The following is a 16,479-nucleotide window of genomic DNA, read 5'->3' as shown; positions in this document are numbered from 1 at the left end:
CCCCCGAGCCGACGCCGCCCCCGGAACCCTCCCCGTCACCGATCCCGCCGGGCCCGGAACCGGTGCCGAGCCCCGAACCGGGACCGCCGCTGTCCTGAGGGACCTGAAGGGCACCCGGATGTACCGGCTGCCTGCCCGATGGCGGGCAGAAGCGGTGGCTTTGCGGTGGCCGGACGCCCTAGGGTCGTCGCGTGATCGACTTCTCCGCCCTCTGGGGCTTCGCCGTCATCGTCGGCCTGCTCACCCTCACACCGGGGCTGGACACCGCGCTCGTGCTGCGGACAGCCGCGCTGGGCCATCGGCGCCGGGCCTGGGGTGTCGTCCTCGGGATCCAGACCGGGACCCTGACCTGGGGCGTCCTCACCTCGCTGGGCGTCACTGCCCTGCTGACCGCCTCCCAGCTCGCCTACGCCATCGTCCGCTGGGCGGGTGCCGCCTACCTCGTCTGGATGGGCGGACGCATGATCTGGTCCACCCGGCGCCGGGCCGGCGTGCCGGAAGGCGAGCCGACCGGAGAGCCGCAGGAGGCCGACGGTGCCCCGGACACGCTGCGTGGCGGCTGGCGGCAGGGCGCGCTGACGAACCTGCTCAATCCCAAGGTCGGCGCGTTCTACGTGGCCGTGCTCCCGCAGTTCGTCCCGGCGGGCAGCTCACATCTCGCGATGGGCGTCCTGCTCGCCGGAACCCATGTCGTGCTGGGGACGCTCTGGTCGTCCGTCCTCGTCGGCTGCGCCCACCTGCTGCGCGACCGGCTGCGCAGCCACTCCACCCGGCGCCTGCTCGACCGGGTGACCGGCACGGTCGTCGGCGCGTTCGGCATCCGGCTCGCATTCGGCGACTGAGCCCGGGCCCACCTGCCGGGGCGCTGCTTGCCCTGACCATGACCATGTGCGCCGACGCCGGACACGCCGACGGCGGGCGACCGGTGTGGTCGCCCGCCGTGGTCACCCGCCGGTGCGGCGGGCAGCGGTCGTACGGTCCGTCGTGACGTCGTCGAGCGGTTACGCCTCGACCTCGGACCGGTCGCCGCCCCACATCGTGTGGAACGAGCCCTCCCGGTCCACCCGCCGGTAGGTGTGCGCACCGAAGAAGTCGCGCTGCCCCTGCGTGAGCGCGGCCGGCAGCCGCTCGGCGCGCAGGGCGTCGTAGTAGGCGAGCGCCGCGGCGAAGCCGGGGGTGGGGACACCCTCGCGGGTCGCGGCGATCAGGACCTCGCGCCAGTCGTCCTGCGCGGCCGCGATCTCCTGCGCGAACGTCTCGTCGGACAGCAGGCTCGGCAGGTCGGGCCGGGCGTCGTAGGCGGCCCGGATGCGGTCCAGGAAGGCCGCGCGGATGATGCAGCCGCCGCGCCAGATCGAGGAGACCGCGCCGAGGTCGATGTCCCAGTCGTACTCCTCGCTGCCCGCCGCGATCTCGTGGAAGCCCTGCGTGTACGAGACGATCTTCGAGGCGTACAGCGCCTGCTCCACCCGGTCCGCGAAGGCCGCGGCCTCGGACTCCGACAGCGCGGAGGCCTTCGGTCCGGCCAGGCCGCGCGAGGCCTCGCGCAGCGCGCTGTGCCCGGACAGGGAGCGCGCGAAGACGGCCTCCGCGATACCGGACACCGGGACGCCCAGGTCCAGGGCGATCTGGACGGTCCAGCGGCCGGTGCCCTTCTGCTCCGCCTGGTCCTGGACGACGTCCACGAACGGCTTGCCCGTCGCCGCGTCGACGTGCGACAGCACCTCGGCGGTGATCTCGATCAGGTACGAGTCGAGCCGGCCCGTGTTCCAGGTGCGGAAGATCTCCGCGATCTGCGCGGGGGAGTACCCGGCGACGTCGCGCAGCAGCTGGTACGCCTCGCCGATCAGCTGCATGTCGGCGTACTCGATGCCGTTGTGGACCATCTTCACGAAGTGCCCGGCGCCGTCGGGACCCACGTGCGTCACACAGGGGGCGCCGTCCGCCGCCTTCGCGGAGATCTTCTCCAGCATGGGGCCGAGGGATTCGTACGACTCCTTCGAGCCGCCCGGCATGATGCTCGGGCCGTTCAGCGCGCCCTCCTCGCCGCCCGAGACGCCCGTGCCGACGAAGTGGATGCCCTGTTCGCGCAGGGCGCGCTCGCGGCGCCGGGTGTCCGCGAAGTGCGCGTTGCCGCCGTCGATGATCATGTCGCCGGGCTCGAGGAGCGGCGCGAACTCCTCGATCACCGCGTCCGTCGGCTCACCGGCCTTCACCATGATGACCAGCCGACGCGGCCGCTCCAGCGCCGCCACGAAGTCCTTCGCGGTCTCGGCCGCGACGAACTCGCCCTCGTGCCCGAACTCCTCGACCAGGGCGTGGGTGCGCGCCGAGGTCCGGTTGTGGACCGCGACCGCGTACCCGTTGCGCGCGAAGTTGCGGGCGAGGTTGCGGCCCATGACCGCGAGACCCGTGACGCCGATCTGGGCTGTAGTGCTCATACGGTTGGCTCCTAAGCATCCTGATATCGGTCGTGCCGGTCGTGTCCGTCAGTATTGCCGGTGTTGCGCTCAGTATCGCCGCATCGACCATCCTGACGTTACGGTTCGCCGACCGCACGTCCGGGCTGTTCCATGTCGCGTACGCAGATACGCGCCGGAACCCCCTCCTGCCTCAGCCGCTCGGGAAGTCGGTCGGATTCCTCGCCACTTGTGTGCGAGGGCGGCTGATTGCCGTCTTGTCATGGCCTGTTCGGGGCGCTTACTTTTGCCCCTCCTGACGTGCGTCGAGGGGGCTCTCCATGGCCGTACGCGGCCGGCACCGCCGGTACCAGCCGAACAGGATCAACCGCGCGTCGCTCACGGTCACGGCGGGCGGCGCCGGTATCGCGATCCCGCTCATCGGCGCGGGCACCGCCCAGGCGGCCGACGTGGACACCTGGAACAAGGTCGCCGCCTGCGAGTCCAGCGGCAACTGGGCCGTCAACACCGGCAACGGTTACTTCGGCGGGCTCCAGTTCACCCGGTCCACCTGGGAGGCGTACGGCGGTACGGCGTACGCGCGGCGGGCCGATCTGGCCACCCGGGACCAGCAGATCGCGGTCGCGGAGCGGGTGCTGAAGGGGCAGGGCCCCGGCGCCTGGCCGGTGTGCTCCGTACGGGCGGGGCTGGCCCGGGGCGGCGACACGCCCGACATCCACCCGGCCGGCACCACCTCCACCCGGACCGCCGCGCACTCGGCGCGGGACGCCAGGAGTTCCGCGGGCTCCACCCGGACCGCCGCGCACACCTCCGTAGCGGATGTGCAGCCGCAGACCACGCCCCAGTCGCGGGCCGGGACGGCCGAGATGTACACGGTGGTGCGCGGGGACACGCTCTCCGGGATCGCCGAGGAGCAGCAGGTGCGCGGCGGCTGGCAGCGGCTGTACAGCGCCAACCGCGCCACCGTCGGCGCCGACCCCGACCTGATCCTGCCGGGCCAGCGGCTGAGCCTGCGCGCCGACGCCAAGGCCAAGGCCAGGACCAAGGCCGCCGGGAAGTCGGCCGGCCCGGCCGCCCCGGCCCACACCCCCGCGCGCAAGGCCCCGCACAGGTCCACGTCGGACGCCGCGAAGGCGACCACGTCCGGTGCCCATGACCTCGTCGCCCCGGTCCACGCGGCCCTCGGCACGGCGTACCACGCGGAGGGCTCGCACTGGTCGAAGGGCTACCACACGGGCGTGGACTTCCCCGTGCCCACCGGTACGAGCGTCAAGGCGGTCGCGCCGGGGCGGGTGGTCGACGCCGGGTGGGGCGGTTCCTTCGGCTACCAGGTGGTGATCCGGCACGCCGACGGCCGCTACACGCAGTACGCGCACCTGTCGGCGATCTCGGTGAAGGCCGGGCAGTCGGTGGGCGGCGGCCAGCGCATCGGGCGGTCGGGCGCCACGGGCAACACCACGGGCCCGCATCTGCACTTCGAGGTGCGGACGGGGCCCGGGTTCGGTACGGACATCGACCCGCTGGCGTACCTGCGGGCCGGTGGCGTCAGGATCTGACGCGGGTGTGCTGCCGGTCCACCACCGGCATCACCACGAACGGGCCGCCGTAGAAGGAGCTGTAGTAGCGCGGCTCCTCGTCCTGGGGCTCGGTCCGGGCCTCGGGGCGCGGGAGGCCGCGCGGCTCGTCGTCGTTCGGATCCCTGCCGCTCGTGTCCCGGGCCGGGACGAGCTCCGCGGCGAGGTCCGGGACGAGGTCCGCGGCAAGGTCCGGGACACCGTTCGGTGCGCCGTCCGGCTCGTCCCGGGGCGGGGTGACACCGGGCGTCCGGGAGAGCACCGGGGCGGCGTCCTCCGGCACGGCGGCGATCGCCTGTCTGGGGACCGTCCGTCCGGCGATGGCCTGTCCGGGGACCCCCTGCCCGGGGATCGGGAGCCGCGGGGTCTCGCGGAGCTCCGCCGGTGCGGGTGCGGGTGCGGGTGCGGGTGCCGGTGCCGTCGCCTCCGGCTCGTGCGCGAGACGCTCGGTGGTCAGCAGGATCAGGCCGCCCGCCGCCACCACGGCGCAGCTCAGCGCGAGCACGGTGCCGGTGGTGCCGTGCCGGAAGGTTTCGCCGAACATCGTGATGCCCACCGCGGCCGCGACCACCGGGTTGACGACCGTCAGCGTCGCCAGCGGGGCCGCGAGTCCCGCGCCCCGGTAGGAGGCCTGCGACAGCAGCATGCCGGCCGTCGCCAGGACCGCGATGACGGCCAGCGACGGCAGGTCGCCCGTCACCACCCCACCCGTCCAGTCGACCGCCACCGTCTTGGTGAACACCGAGGACATGCCGAACGCGATGCCGGACGCGGTGGCGAGCAGCACGCTGCGCACCGCCGGGTGCCGGTGCGCCGCCCGCGCGGCGGTCATCAGCGCCACCACCGCGCCGCCGGTGACCACCGCGGCGCCGATCCGCTGGGTCGTGCCGAGCGACTGCGCGTGGGCCGCGCCGACCAGCGCGAGCAGGCCAGCCAGTCCCACCGTCGCCATGATCGCGCCGCGCCAGGCCGTGGCCCCGGCCCTGCGGCCGACGAACAGGGCCGCCATCGGCAGCGCGAACACGATAGTGAGCGCGCCCAGCGGCTGGACCAGGCTCAGCGGACCGCAGGCGAGCGCCACCACGTGCAGCACACCGCCGAGCCCGTTCAGCGCCACGGCCGCCCACCAGCTCGCCCGGCGCAGCGGCGCGAACTGTTCGTCGGGGGACGAGACCGCGACCTGCTCCTGCACGATCGCACCGCCCGCGTACGCCACGGCGGAGACCAGCGACAGCAACACGGACAACGCGAGGGCACTCATGGGCGGCTCCTCTGCGTGAGGCGCGCGCACTGGGCGCGGCGCGGCGAACGGTGGGCGTTCATAACCAACACCCTGCCCGGTCGATCCCTTCCCGTCGTCGTCCCTGAGCAGGCAATGGGTCCTACTGCCGATGGAGTACGGAAGGCGGACGCTCCTCCCCAGGGTGGGTGACACGGAGGGGAACCGGCTGATCACGGCTCCTACCGGACTTGGTACTACTGCTGGTCGTGGACCACGACCTCGACCCCGGCCTCGCCGCGCTCCGCCCGCTCGGCGGCTTCTTCGTCCTGCGCACCCTCCCGGCCGCGCCCGCGGCGCCCGCCGGGCCACCACCCGCGCTGAAGGACGTCTACGACAACCCGGCCCCGGACGGGCACCCCGACCCGCTGGACTTCCGGATCCGGAAGGTCACCCGGAGTCTGCGGACCGCCGAGGCCCGCGTCGGGGCGTCCGTGGCGCACCAGGCGCTCGCGGCCCGGCTGTGGTCGGCCGCGCTCGGGTGCGCCGCGTTGTACGGGCGGATCCCCGACCTCGACCCGCGCCTGCTGCGCTGGGACGCCGACGCCGGCGCCCCCGACGACCTGTGGCTGTCCGAGGTGCGCCCGCTGCCGGCGGACCCGGCGACCGTCGCCGATGCCGTGCTGACCGGACACCTCCGGCCGCTGACGGCGCTCGTACGCACCCGCTACCGGGTCGCCGAGGGCCTGCTGTGGGGCAACGCCGGATCCGCGCTCGCCGGGGCGGCCCGGGAGCTGGACCGCTGGGCGCGGGCGAACGGACGTACGGACGTCGCGGCCGGCGCCCGCTCCCTGGCCGCCGCACTCCTGCGCCACCCCCTTCTCACGGATACCGGCACCCTCACCGGCACAGCGTTCCGGCGCCGCAACTGCTGCCTGTACTACCGGGTGCCGGGCGGCGGCGTCTGCGGCGACTGCTGCTTCGTACGACCACCGCGGTCTTCCGCGCGGGACACATCTGGGTGACCATGAGAGAACCAGCCACTGAGACAGGGGGATCCGGGTGCGAGTGGGACTGCTGACCCGGGAGTACCCCCCGGACGTGTACGGCGGCGCGGGCGTCCATGTCGAGTTCCTCGCCAGGGAGCTGCGCCCCCTCGTGGACCTCGACGTGCACTGCTGGGGCGAGGGCCGCACGGACGGGGTCACCCGGCACCGCTCCTGGTCCGCGCTCGACGGCGCCAACGACGCGCTGCGCACCTTCTCCACCGACCTGTCGATCGCCGCGGCCGCCGAGGGGCGCGAACTCGTCCACTCGCACACCTGGTACGCCAACCTCGCCGGCCACTTCGCCAAGCTCCTGTACGGCATCCCGCACGTACTGACGGCCCACTCGCTGGAGCCGCTGCGCCCCTGGAAGGCCGAACAGCTCGGCGGCGGGTACGCGCTGTCGAGCTGGGCCGAGCGCACCGCCGTGGAGGGGGCCGACGCGGTGATCGCGGTGTCCGGTGCCATGCGCGAGGACATCCTCTCCTGCTATGCGGCGCTGGACCCGAGACGGGTGCACGTGGTGCACAACGGCATCGACACCGCGCTCTACCGGCCCGACCATGGAACCGACGCGCTGGTCCGCGCCGGGGTCGACCCGGACCGTCCGTACGTGCTGTTCGTCGGCCGGATCACCCGCCAGAAGGGCGTGCCCCATCTGCTGCGCGCGGTAAGGGACATCGACCCGGCGGCGCAGGTGGTGCTGTGCGCGGGCGCGCCCGACACCCCGGAGATCGACCGGGAGTTCCGCGACCTGTTCGAGGAGCTGAGCCGGGCCCGCGACGGCGTGCACTGGATCCCGCGGATGCTGCCCCGTCCCGAGGTCGTCCAACTCCTCACCCATGCCTCCGTGTTCGTCTGTCCCTCGGTGTACGAGCCGCTCGGCATCGTCAACCTGGAGGCGATGGCCTGCGGTACGCCCGTGGTGGCCTCGCGGGTCGGCGGCATCCCGGAGGTGGTGGCGGACGGGACGACGGGCGTGCTGGTGGACGTGGACCCGTCCGACGAGGTCTTCGAGGCAGGCCTGGCACGGGCGTTGGACTCCGTCCTCGGCGACCCGGCGACGGCCCGGCGGATGGGCGAGGCGGGACGGGAGCGCGCGGTGGGCGAGTTCGGCTGGGACGCGGTGGCCCGGCGCACGGTCCGGCTCTACGAGGAGATCCTCAAGGAGGCCTGAGCGCACCGCCGGAGACGGCCCGAGCGCGGACCGATGCGGACATCCCCGGACAGGCTTAGCGCGAGCGTCGTGGGGCAGATCTGTGTCAACCAGGGTGAGGGGAGCGGCCATGCGTCGTGGAGGACCTTCGGTGCTCGGGATCGTGCTGGCGGGCGGTGAGGGCAAGCGCCTGATGCCGCTGACCGCGGACCGGGCGAAACCCGCGGTCACCTTCGGCGGCACCTACCGCCTCGTCGACTTCGTCCTGTCCAACCTCGTCAACGCCGACATCCTGCGCATCTGCGTCCTGACGCAGTACAAGTCGCACTCGCTGGACCGGCACATCACCACGACCTGGCGGATGTCCAGCCTGCTGGGCAACTACGTCACGCCCGTCCCGGCGCAGCAGCGGCTCGGCCCGCGCTGGTACCTGGGCAGCGCCGACGCGATCCTCCAGTCGCTGAACCTGGTCTACGACGAACAGCCGGAGTACGTCGCGGTGTTCGGAGCCGACCACGTCTATCGCATGGACCCCCGGCAGATGCTCGCCCAGCACGTCGAAAGCGGCGCCGGGGTGACGGTGGCGGGCATCCGCGTACCGCGCGCCGAGTCCGCGTCGTTCGGTGTGATCACGCCGGGCTCGGACGGCCAGAGCGTCCAGCGCTTCCTGGAGAAGCCCGCCGACCCGCCGGGCCTGCCCGACGACCCGGAGTCCGTGTTCGCCTCGATGGGCAACTACCTCTTCACCACCAAGACGCTGATCGAGGCGCTCCAGCGGGACGCCGAGGACGAGAGCTCGCTGCACGACATGGGCGGCTCGATCCTGCCCCAGCTCACCGGCCGGGGCGAGGCGCAGCTGTACGACTTCAGCGCCAACCACGTGCCCGGTGAGACCAGCCGCGACCAGGGCTACTGGCGGGACGTCGGCACCCTCGACGCGTACTACGACGCCCACATGGACCTGATCGCCGAGCGCCCGGCGTTCAACCTCTACAACCGCAGCTGGCCGATCTACACCCACTCCAACCAGTTGTCCCCGGCCCGTTTCAACGCCGGGGGCATCGCGGGCGAGTCGATCATCAGCGCCGGCTGTCTGATCCGCGGGCAGGTGACGCGGTCCGTGCTGTCGCCGGGCGTGGTGGTGGACCCGGGGGCGGTCGTCCAGGGTTCGATCCTGCACGACAACGTCCACATCGGCCGGGGCGCGGTGGTGCGCGGGGCCGTCCTGGACAAGAACGTCGAGGTCCCGCCGGGCGCGACGATCGGGGTGAACCCGGAGCGGGACGCGGAGCTGTACACCGTCTCGAAGAGCGGAGTGATCGCCTTGGGCAAGGGGCAGCTGGTCCCCTAGGGCCTGCTCTGCCCCCGGGAAAACGAACGCGGTGTCGATCGCCTGGGCCTGGCCCGTCCGGGACCGGCTCCGGCGACGCGCCGGAACGCCTGTGACCAGCGGGGTTGATGGGGCGCTGTGACCGGGACTTAATCCGCTGTTTACTGAGCGTAGCCTGATCGCGCTTGACCGTAATCGTCCATGGCGATTGACTGCTTGCTCAACCATCCCCTCGTCGACGCGAGGCAAGCCATTGACTTCCGACCTGCTCGCCCCTCTCGACCTGGCGTTCTGGAACATCGAGTCCGCCGAGCATCCGATGCACCTCGGCGCGCTCGGCGTCTTCTCGGCGCGCTCGCCCACCGCGGGCGCACACGCGGCCGATCTGCTCGCCGCCCGCGCGGCCGTCGTACCGGGGTTGCGGATGCGGATCCGGGACGTGTGGCAGCCGCTCGACCTGCGCCGGCCGCTGGCCTTCGGCGGTGCGGCCCGGGAGGCCGACCCGGAGTTCGACCCCTTCCACCATGTCCTGCTGCACGCCCCGACGGCCGACTTCCACGCGGAGGCGGGCCGTTTGATGGAGCGTCCGCTGGAGCGCGGCCGCCCGCCCTGGGAGGCGCATGTGCTGCCGGGCGAGGACGGCGTCTCCTTCGCCGTGCTCTTCAAGTTCCACCACGCCCTCGCCGACGGCCTGCGCGCGTTGACGCTCGCCGCCGCCGTGCTCGACCCCCTCGACCTGCCCGCGCCCCGTCCGCGCCCGGCGCAGCCGCCCGCGCGCGGCCTGCTGCCCGACGTGCGCAGGCTGCCGGGGATGCTGCGGGGGGCGCTGTCCGACGCGGGCCGGGCCCTGGACATCGGCGCCTCCGTCGCCGTGTCCACCCTGGGCGGGCGAACCGTTCCGGCACTGACCGCCCAACCCACCGGCACCCGGCGCATCGCCGGCGTGGTGATCGACCTCGACGACGTGCACCGGGTGCGCAAGACGGTGGGCGGCACCGTCAACGACGTACTGATCGCGGTCGTCGCCGGAGCGCTGCGCCGCTGGCTCGACGAACGCGGCGACGGCAGCACCGGGGTGGCGCCCCGCGCGCTCATCCCCGTCTCCCGGCGCCGCCCGCGCACCGCGCAGCCGCAGGGCAACCGGCTCTCGGGCTACTTGATACGGCTTCCGGTCGACGATCCGGACCCGCTCGGCCGGCTGGGCGCGGTCCGCGCCCAGATGGACCGCAACAAGGACGCGGGCCCGCACCGCGGCGCGGGCGCCGTCGCCCTGCTCGCCGACCATGTGCCCGCGCTCGGCCACCGGCTCGGCGGACCGCTGGTGAGCCAGGCGGCCCGGCTCTGGTTCGACATCCTGGTCACCAGCGTGCCGCTGCCCAGCCTCGGGCTGAAGCTCGGCGGCAACCCGGTCACCGAGGTCTACCCGCTGGCCCCGCTCGCCCGCGGCCAGTCCCTCGCGGTCGCCGTCTCGACGTATCGCGGCCGGGTCCACTACGGGCTCGTCGCCGACGCCGAGGCCGTACCGGACCTGGACCGCTTCGCCCAAGCCCTGACCGAGGAGGTGGAGACGCTCATCACGGCCTGCGGCCCTTGACCGCCCAGCGGTTTTGTCCCGGGGTCGGGCGCTCCGTAGAATTCCCCGTTCGAAAGCGAGCGCGGTCGGAGCGCCGCGACGGGACCCCAGGGAACGGCAGCGCGATGACGGTGACAGAGCACGGCACGACGACCACGGACGACGTGGTGTACGGGCCCGGTATCGACCCGGAGCGACTGGCCGTCTGCCTCGGCGTGCTCGAGGAGCTCGACGAACTGGACGTCGACCACCCCGACGCGATCACCGTGCGCCGGGCCACCGCGGCCATCTACCGCACGGTCAAGCAGCGCCGCCGCCAGGAGCGCCGGGCCGCCAAGACCGCGCACGACAAGGCGGTCACAGAGGCCACCGCGACCGGCTCCGCCCAGCGCATCGACGACGAGACCGAGGGCATCCTGCCGTCGTCGGTGACGTCGGAGGGCCAGATCGCGGGGATACTCCAGCGCCCGCGCTCCTGCTACACCTGCAAGACCCGCTACGTCGAGGTCGACTACTTCTACCACCAGCTCTGCCCGGCATGTGCCGCCCTGAACCGCGACCGCCGCGACGCCCGCACCGACCTCACCGGCAAGCGCGCGCTGCTCACCGGCGGCCGCGCCAAGATCGGTATGTACATCGCGCTGCGGCTGCTGCGTGACGGTGCCCACACCACGATCACCACCCGCTTCCCGAACGACGCGGTCCGCCGGTTCAAGGCCATGGACGACTCGGCGGACTGGATCCACCGCCTGGAGGTCGTCGGCATCGACCTGCGCGACCCGGCCCAGGCCGTGGAGCTCGCCGACCGGATCGCCGCGCAGGGCCCGCTCGACATCCTGATCAACAACGCCACCCAGACCGTACGGCGGCTGCCCTCGGCGTACGCCGCGCTCGTCGAGGGCGAGAGCGCCCCGCTGCCGGCCGGTGAGCTGCCCGCCCGCCAGATCATCGGCGCCTTCAACTCCGGAGCGGTCGACGGACTGACCGCGCTGCCGGTCGGGGTCAGCGGCCTGGACGCGCAGAAGGTGGCCGACCTCGCCCTGGTCGCCGGCAACGCCAGCGTGGTCCGCCACCGCGAGGGCACGGCCATCGACGCCGGCGGTCTGGTGCCCGACGTGGTCGACACCAACACCTGGGTGCAGACCATCGAGCAGATCTCGCCGGTGGAGCTGCTGGAGACCCAGCTGTGCAACTACACGGCACCGTTCATCCTGATCAGCAAGTTGCGGCCGCAGATGGCCGAGGCCGCGCGCAAGGCGTCCGCGAAGCGCGCGTACGTGGTCAACGTCTCCGCGATGGAAGGGGTGTTCGGCCGCGGCTACAAGGGCGCCGGCCACCCGAACACCAACGCCGCCAAGGCCGCCATGAACATGGTGACGCGGACCAGCGCCCAGGAGATGTTCGACACCGACGGCATCCTGATGACCTCGGTCGACACCGGCTGGATCACCGACGAGCGCCCGCACTACGACAAGCTGCGGCTGGCCGACGAGGGCTTCCACGCCCCGCTCGACCTGGTCGACGGCGCGGCCCGTGTCTACGACCCGATCGTGCGCGGCGAGGCGGGCGAGGACCTGTACGGCGTCTTCATGAAGGACTACGCGCCGGGCAAGTGGTGAGCCCGGCGCAGCCGGTCGTGGACCGCGTACCCCGCTGAGGAGTACGCGGCCCGCACCCGGGTGCCGCCGTCCACCAGCAGGTCGGCCCCCGTGATCCAGGCGGCCGCGTCGGACACCAGCCAGGCCACGGCCCGCGCGACGTCCTCCGGCTCCCCGATCCGGCCCGCCGGCAGCCCCGCGGCCACCTCCGCCTCGCCCGGCTCCCACACGAACCGGGCCAGGTCGGTGCGGACCAGGCCGGGGGAGACGGAGTTGACCCGCACCCCTGGTGCCAGCTCGCCCGCGAGCTGCCGGGTGAGGTGCAGCAGGGCCGCCTTGCTGGTCCCGTAGGCGCCGACGTGCGGGCCGACGTGCTCCGCGCCCTCGGTGCAGATGTTGACCACCGCACCCCCGTGTTCGCGCAGCCACGCGTGCCAGGCGCACTGCACCAGCCGCAGCGGCGCCTCGACGTTCACGGCGAACGCCGCGCGCCAGGCCTCCGGGTCGACGGCCATCAGCGGCCCGTACGGCTGGTTCGTCGCCGCGTTGTTGACCACGACGTCGATGCGCCCGTACTCGCGCAGCACCAGCTCGGTCAGCTCAAGCGGATGCCCGGGGTCGGCCACGCTGCCCGCGAGCCCGATGCCGCCCAGTTCCGCGGCGGTCCGCCGCACCGCGTCGGCGTCCCGCCCGGTGACGCACACCCGCGCCCCGGCGGCGGCGAGCTCCCGGGCGACCGCTCGCCCGATCCCGCGGGTGGCCCCGGTGACGACGGCGGTCCGGCCCGCCAGTCCGGAGGACGACGACATCCGCGTACCGTCTCATGACGGTCCGTCAGTTACCAGTCCCGGGTGCGGAGTCGGCCCCGGGTCGGGGGCCTCAGTCCACCGCCCGCAGGGTCGAGTGCCGCTCGGCCACCAGCTCCAGCACGGTCCGCCAGTCCTCCAGGACCCCGGCGTCGAACCCGGCCCCGCGGCCCTCCTCGGCCGCCTGGCGCAGGCTCGCCAGGTCGTCGTCGGCGGAGCCGCCGAGCCAGGGGTGCCGGCGTATCAGCCGGGACACCCGCTGGCCCAGGAGCAGCCTTACGGCGTCGGCGGCGTGGGCGGCCTGCCCGGCCGGGTCGCCGGGCCGCAGCAGCTGCCCGATGGGGTGCACCAGGCCGGTCACCTGGAGTTCCTTGTCGGCGGGGCGACTTCGGCGCAGCAGGGCCGCCGTGCGCAGCGCGTGCTCGTGCAGATCGACCGGGGTCCGGGCGGGCCCCCGGGCGTCGCGGACGCCCCGGCAGGCGTACAGCAGGTCCATCAGCTCCTCGACGCTGTGCAGCTCCATGCGTCGGTCCTCCCGCGAGACAGCCGTTGCGGTACATCAGCAGATCATGGCCTGCTTGCCACTGGGCCAACGGCACTTGAACTGCCCGGCCCCTCGACGTCACTTTCCTTGCAGTAGGCCGAACGAGTGATAGATGAAAGGCGCGAAAGTGGGCAAACAGGTTTAAATCAAGGGGTGGTGCGCGGGGGTGACTTGCGAGAGTTACCCCAAGTTTTAACCACCTAGTGAGCACTGCCCCGCTCATTTGGTTAATCTGTAGCCGACGGACAGCAGTAAGGGGTCCCACCCACACCCGAAGTCCGTCATGGGACAAGCCGGTCCACAACGGCCTGCTCTCACTGCGAGTCAGCCGGCGCCACCGCGTCCGAACCGCTTCCGGCAATGACCCGAGCGGGCGTCGAGAACGGGCCGGAGAACCGGCCGGTACGTCCCGAGGGTGACCGACACATAAGGAGTGCGCGGTGACACCAGAGAAGACGAATCGCGAGGAGCGCCCCAAGGAACGCCCGGAGCGCACGGGCCGCCGGCCGGGGGAGATCGGCAGCCTCGACGTGTGGGCCCGGTCCGCCCCGATCCGCCTGGCGGGCTACGAGGACGACCTCGCCGAGCCCCACATCCTGCCCAGCGTGGACTGACCCCTTCCGGGGCAGGACCGTCGCGATCGCGGTACGCATGGGCGTGTTCGACTCACGCCCATGCAGATCACCGAAGCGGACAGGCCCTAGTCCAGCGGCGCCGTCCGCCGCCAAGGCCGCAGCTCCTCCAACTGTTCCGCCAGACGCAGCAGTTGCCTCTCGGAACCGGGTGGCCCCACCAGTTGTACGGCGGTGGGGGCGCCCGAGGGCAGCGTGCCGAGCGGCACCGCCATGGCCGGCCAGCCGGTCAGGTTCCACGGCGGGGTCAGCGGCGAGTAGTTCGTGTTGACCAGCACATTGCGCAGCCAGCCGCGCTCGTGCCAGGGCGCCGACCTCGGCGAGCGCCGGGCGAGCGCCGGGGTCAGCAGGATGTCGTGCTCGGCGAAGAACGGCTCCAGCCTCCGCCGCAGCCGCTCGCGGCCCTCACCGGTGCGCACCCCGTCCAGGAACCGCTGCCCGACCGTGGCGTGCACCCGGGTGCGCCGGGCCAGCAGCCGCCGGTCCAGCCCCCGGGCGTCGACCGCCGAGCCCGCCGTCCAGTGCGCGAGCGAGGTGACACCGAGCGAGAGCGGGTACGGCGGCTCGGCCCGGCGTACCTCGTGACCCGCGCCGGCCAGCAGCCGCGCGGCCTCCCGCACGGCGGTCGCGTACGGCGCGCTGATCGTGACCCCGGCCAGCGGGCTGCGCACCGACACCGCGATCCGGCGCCTGCCGGGCTCCTCCTCGCGCGTGACCTCCGTGTCCGCGAGCACCGAGAACATCAGCCGGGCGTCCTCGACCGTGGTGGCCAGCGGACCGTTCTCGGACATGCCGAACCAGTCGCCGTCACTGATTCCCGCGGGCACCACCCCGTGGCCGGGCTTGATGGTGACCAGGCCGCAGTTGGCCGCCGGGATCCGCAAGGAACCCATGCCGTCGTTGCCGAGGGCGATCGGCACCATCCCGGCGGCGACCGCGGCCGCGCTGCCGCCCGACGAACCGCCCGCCGTGCGCGAGGGGTCCCACGGATTGCGGGCCGTGCCGTGCACGCCCTCCGTGGTGCCGAAGATGCACAGTTCCGGCACGTTCGTCAGACCCACGACCACCGCGCCCGCCGCCCGCAGCCGGGCCACGGTGACATGGTCCTCGGAGGCCGGCGTGTCCGGGGTGGCGGCCGAGCCGATCCGGGTGGACTCGCCGCGCACCGCGAGGTTGTCCTTGACGGCCACCGGTACGCCCGCCAGCGGCAGTTCGGCCAGATCGGCCCGGCCGGCCACCTCGTCGGCCTCGGCCAGCGCGGCCTCGGCCCGTACCGTGCGGAAGGCGCCGACACCGGCGTCGAGCCGCTCGATCCGGGCGAGATGCTCGGCCACCACCTCGCGGGGCACGGCCCGCTTCTCGCGTACGGCGGCGGCGATCTCTGCGGCGGTCCGGCCGACCCAGCTGGTCACGGGCGCTCCTTGGTGCGCAGTGGTGCTACTTGCGAGTACTGGTGGTGCTGCTTGCGAGCACCGAGGCGAGAACCTCGCGTACCGAGGGAGAACGTCGAGTACCGCGGGAGAACTCTGGGAGAACAATGCACCTGCGTGGGCCCCGCGTCGAGAGGTGTGATCGAGTTCCCGCGGCGAGCTCAGCCACCGGCCTGTCCGCGCAGCCACTCCTCGACCTCGGCCACGTGCGCGGCCGCCGCCGCGCGGGCCGCGTCGGGGTCCCGGGCGGCCAGCGCCCGGTGGATCGCCGCGTGCTCGCGGCGGGTGCGGGCGAAGGCCCCTTCCTCCTGGCAGCCGCGCCGGACCCGGGCGCGGAACGTGCGGGAGGACAGGCCCTCCAGGATCGCGGCCATGGTGTCGTTGCCCGCGGCCGCCGCGATCTCGCGGTGGAAGGCCAGGTCGTGGGCGAGGATCTCCTCCGGGTCGTCCGTGGCGTTCATGGCGGTCAGATGCCGCTCGACCTCGGCGAGCCGGTCCGGGGTGATCCGCGCGGCGGCCAGCGCGGCCGCCGTGGACTCCAGCACCCGGCGCACCTCCAACAGCTCCACCAGCCGCGGACCGCGGGAGAGATCCGCGACGACACCGAAGGTCTCCAGCAGGTCGCCGGCCTCCAGCCGGGTGACGTAGATGCCGGAGCCGTGCCGGGCCTCCAGCACGCCCATGACCGTGAGCGCGCGGATCGCCTCCCGCATCGAACTGCGCGAGATGCCCAGCTCGGCGGCGAGGTCGCGTTCCGTCGGCAGCCGCTGGCCCGGCTCCAGCAGGCCCTGGCCGATCATCGCCTTGATCCGCTCGATGGCGCGCTGCGTCACCGTGCCCCGGGACCGGCCGGCCCCGGCCCCCGCCTGCTGCGCGCCGCCCTGTGCCCCGGTCCGCGCCCCGGTCTCGTCCACGCCGCTCCTCCTGTCGTACGCGCCGCGATCCGACCACGGAGGTGGTCCGACCACTGTGGCGCGAAATCGGGGCCATCCGCCGCCACAGGGGGTCGTTTTCCCGAAGTGGTCCGATAATTATGCGGGCAGCCGCTCGACCGCACACCGTCAGGAGCCGAACCGCGTCCCTCGCGTTCCCCGTCCCGCACCCGACCGAAAGGCCCGCCGTGCCCTCAGCGTCGTCCCCGGTGCCCCCTG

Annotated in this window: 14 protein-coding genes; 8 read left to right on the top strand and 6 right to left on the bottom strand. The window is 73.2% G+C overall.

Annotated elements, in window-relative coordinates; all coding sequences use genetic code 11:
* Nucleotides 1-191: 191 nt before the first annotated feature.
* Complete coding sequence (locus FNH09_RS35375) at nucleotides 192-842, top strand: LysE family transporter (RefSeq protein ID WP_162469582.1); 651 nt, start codon at nucleotides 192-194, stop codon at nucleotides 840-842.
* A gap of 159 nt (nucleotides 843-1,001) precedes the next feature.
* On the opposite strand, the gene gndA is transcribed toward FNH09_RS35375, so the two are convergent.
* The gene (gene gndA, locus FNH09_RS35370; RefSeq protein ID WP_152893982.1) at nucleotides 1,002-2,441 is read right to left on the bottom strand and encodes an NADP-dependent phosphogluconate dehydrogenase; all 1,440 of its coding nucleotides are present in this window, start codon (nucleotides 2,439-2,441) and stop codon (nucleotides 1,002-1,004) included.
* Between the two features lie 299 nt (nucleotides 2,442-2,740).
* On the opposite strand from gndA, the gene FNH09_RS35365 reads away from it, so the two are divergent.
* Nucleotides 2,741-3,976: a transglycosylase family protein gene (locus tag FNH09_RS35365; protein ID WP_152893981.1), complete on the top strand. Its 1,236-nt coding sequence runs from the start codon at nucleotides 2,741-2,743 to the stop codon at nucleotides 3,974-3,976.
* On the opposite strand, the gene FNH09_RS35360 is transcribed toward FNH09_RS35365, so the two are convergent.
* On the bottom strand, nucleotides 3,966-5,255 hold the full coding sequence (locus FNH09_RS35360) for a DMT family transporter (RefSeq protein WP_152893980.1): 1,290 nt from the start codon (nucleotides 5,253-5,255) through the stop codon (nucleotides 3,966-3,968). The genes FNH09_RS35365 and FNH09_RS35360 overlap by 11 nt on opposite strands.
* Nucleotides 5,256-5,464: 209 nt before the next feature.
* On the opposite strand from FNH09_RS35360, the gene FNH09_RS35355 reads away from it, so the two are divergent.
* The 5 genes from FNH09_RS35355 (at nucleotide 5,465) to FNH09_RS35335 (ending at nucleotide 11,937) form a co-directional block, all read left to right on the top strand.
* Entirely contained in the window at nucleotides 5,465-6,238 is a 774-nt protein-coding gene (locus tag FNH09_RS35355; protein ID WP_152893979.1) for an IucA/IucC family C-terminal-domain containing protein, read from the top strand.
* A gap of 37 nt (nucleotides 6,239-6,275) precedes the next feature.
* Nucleotides 6,276-7,436 carry a glycogen synthase gene (glgA, locus tag FNH09_RS35350; protein WP_338017791.1) on the top strand — a complete coding sequence of 387 codons (1,161 nt, stop codon included), beginning with the start codon at nucleotides 6,276-6,278 and terminating at the stop codon, nucleotides 7,434-7,436.
* Between the two features lie 109 nt (nucleotides 7,437-7,545).
* Nucleotides 7,546-8,766, top strand: coding sequence for a glucose-1-phosphate adenylyltransferase (glgC, locus tag FNH09_RS35345; protein WP_152893978.1), 1,221 nt, complete (start codon nucleotides 7,546-7,548; stop codon nucleotides 8,764-8,766).
* Between the two features lie 232 nt (nucleotides 8,767-8,998).
* A complete protein-coding gene (locus FNH09_RS35340; protein WP_152893977.1) occupies nucleotides 8,999-10,339 on the top strand; it encodes a wax ester/triacylglycerol synthase family O-acyltransferase in 1,341 nt (446 codons plus the stop codon).
* A 104-nt stretch (nucleotides 10,340-10,443) separates the two neighbouring features.
* Nucleotides 10,444-11,937, top strand: coding sequence for an SDR family NAD(P)-dependent oxidoreductase (locus FNH09_RS35335; protein WP_152893976.1), 1,494 nt, complete (start codon nucleotides 10,444-10,446; stop codon nucleotides 11,935-11,937).
* On the opposite strand, the gene FNH09_RS35330 is transcribed toward FNH09_RS35335, so the two are convergent.
* Both FNH09_RS35330 and FNH09_RS35325 read right to left on the bottom strand, forming a co-directional pair.
* A complete protein-coding gene (locus FNH09_RS35330) occupies nucleotides 11,916-12,725 on the bottom strand; it encodes an SDR family oxidoreductase (RefSeq protein WP_152893975.1) in 810 nt (269 codons plus the stop codon). The two genes, FNH09_RS35335 and FNH09_RS35330, sit on opposite strands and share 22 nt — an antisense overlap.
* A 70-nt stretch (nucleotides 12,726-12,795) precedes the next feature.
* On the bottom strand, nucleotides 12,796-13,245 hold the full coding sequence (locus FNH09_RS35325) for a hypothetical protein (protein WP_152893974.1): 450 nt from the start codon (nucleotides 13,243-13,245) through the stop codon (nucleotides 12,796-12,798).
* Nucleotides 13,246-13,706: 461 nt separating this feature from the next.
* Between FNH09_RS35325 and FNH09_RS47880 the strand changes: the two genes are divergently transcribed.
* On the top strand, nucleotides 13,707-13,880 hold the full coding sequence (locus tag FNH09_RS47880) for a hypothetical protein (protein WP_338017790.1): 174 nt from the start codon (nucleotides 13,707-13,709) through the stop codon (nucleotides 13,878-13,880).
* Nucleotides 13,881-13,966: 86 nt separating this feature from the next.
* Here the strand turns inward: FNH09_RS47880 and FNH09_RS35315 are convergent, their stop codons facing one another.
* Nucleotides 13,967-15,310: an amidase family protein gene (locus tag FNH09_RS35315; protein ID WP_162469580.1), complete on the bottom strand. Its 1,344-nt coding sequence runs from the start codon at nucleotides 15,308-15,310 to the stop codon at nucleotides 13,967-13,969.
* Between the two features lie 179 nt (nucleotides 15,311-15,489).
* Nucleotides 15,490-16,161 carry an FCD domain-containing protein gene (locus FNH09_RS35310; RefSeq protein ID WP_162469583.1) on the bottom strand — a complete coding sequence of 224 codons (672 nt, stop codon included), beginning with the start codon at nucleotides 16,159-16,161 and terminating at the stop codon, nucleotides 15,490-15,492.
* Between the last annotated feature and the right edge of the window lie 318 nt (nucleotides 16,162-16,479).

This window comes from Streptomyces adustus, from assembly GCF_009377175.1.
Classification (GTDB): Bacteria; Actinomycetota; Actinomycetes; order Streptomycetales; family Streptomycetaceae; genus Streptomyces; species Streptomyces adustus.
This window is presented reverse-complemented; position numbering and strand designations above follow the sequence as displayed.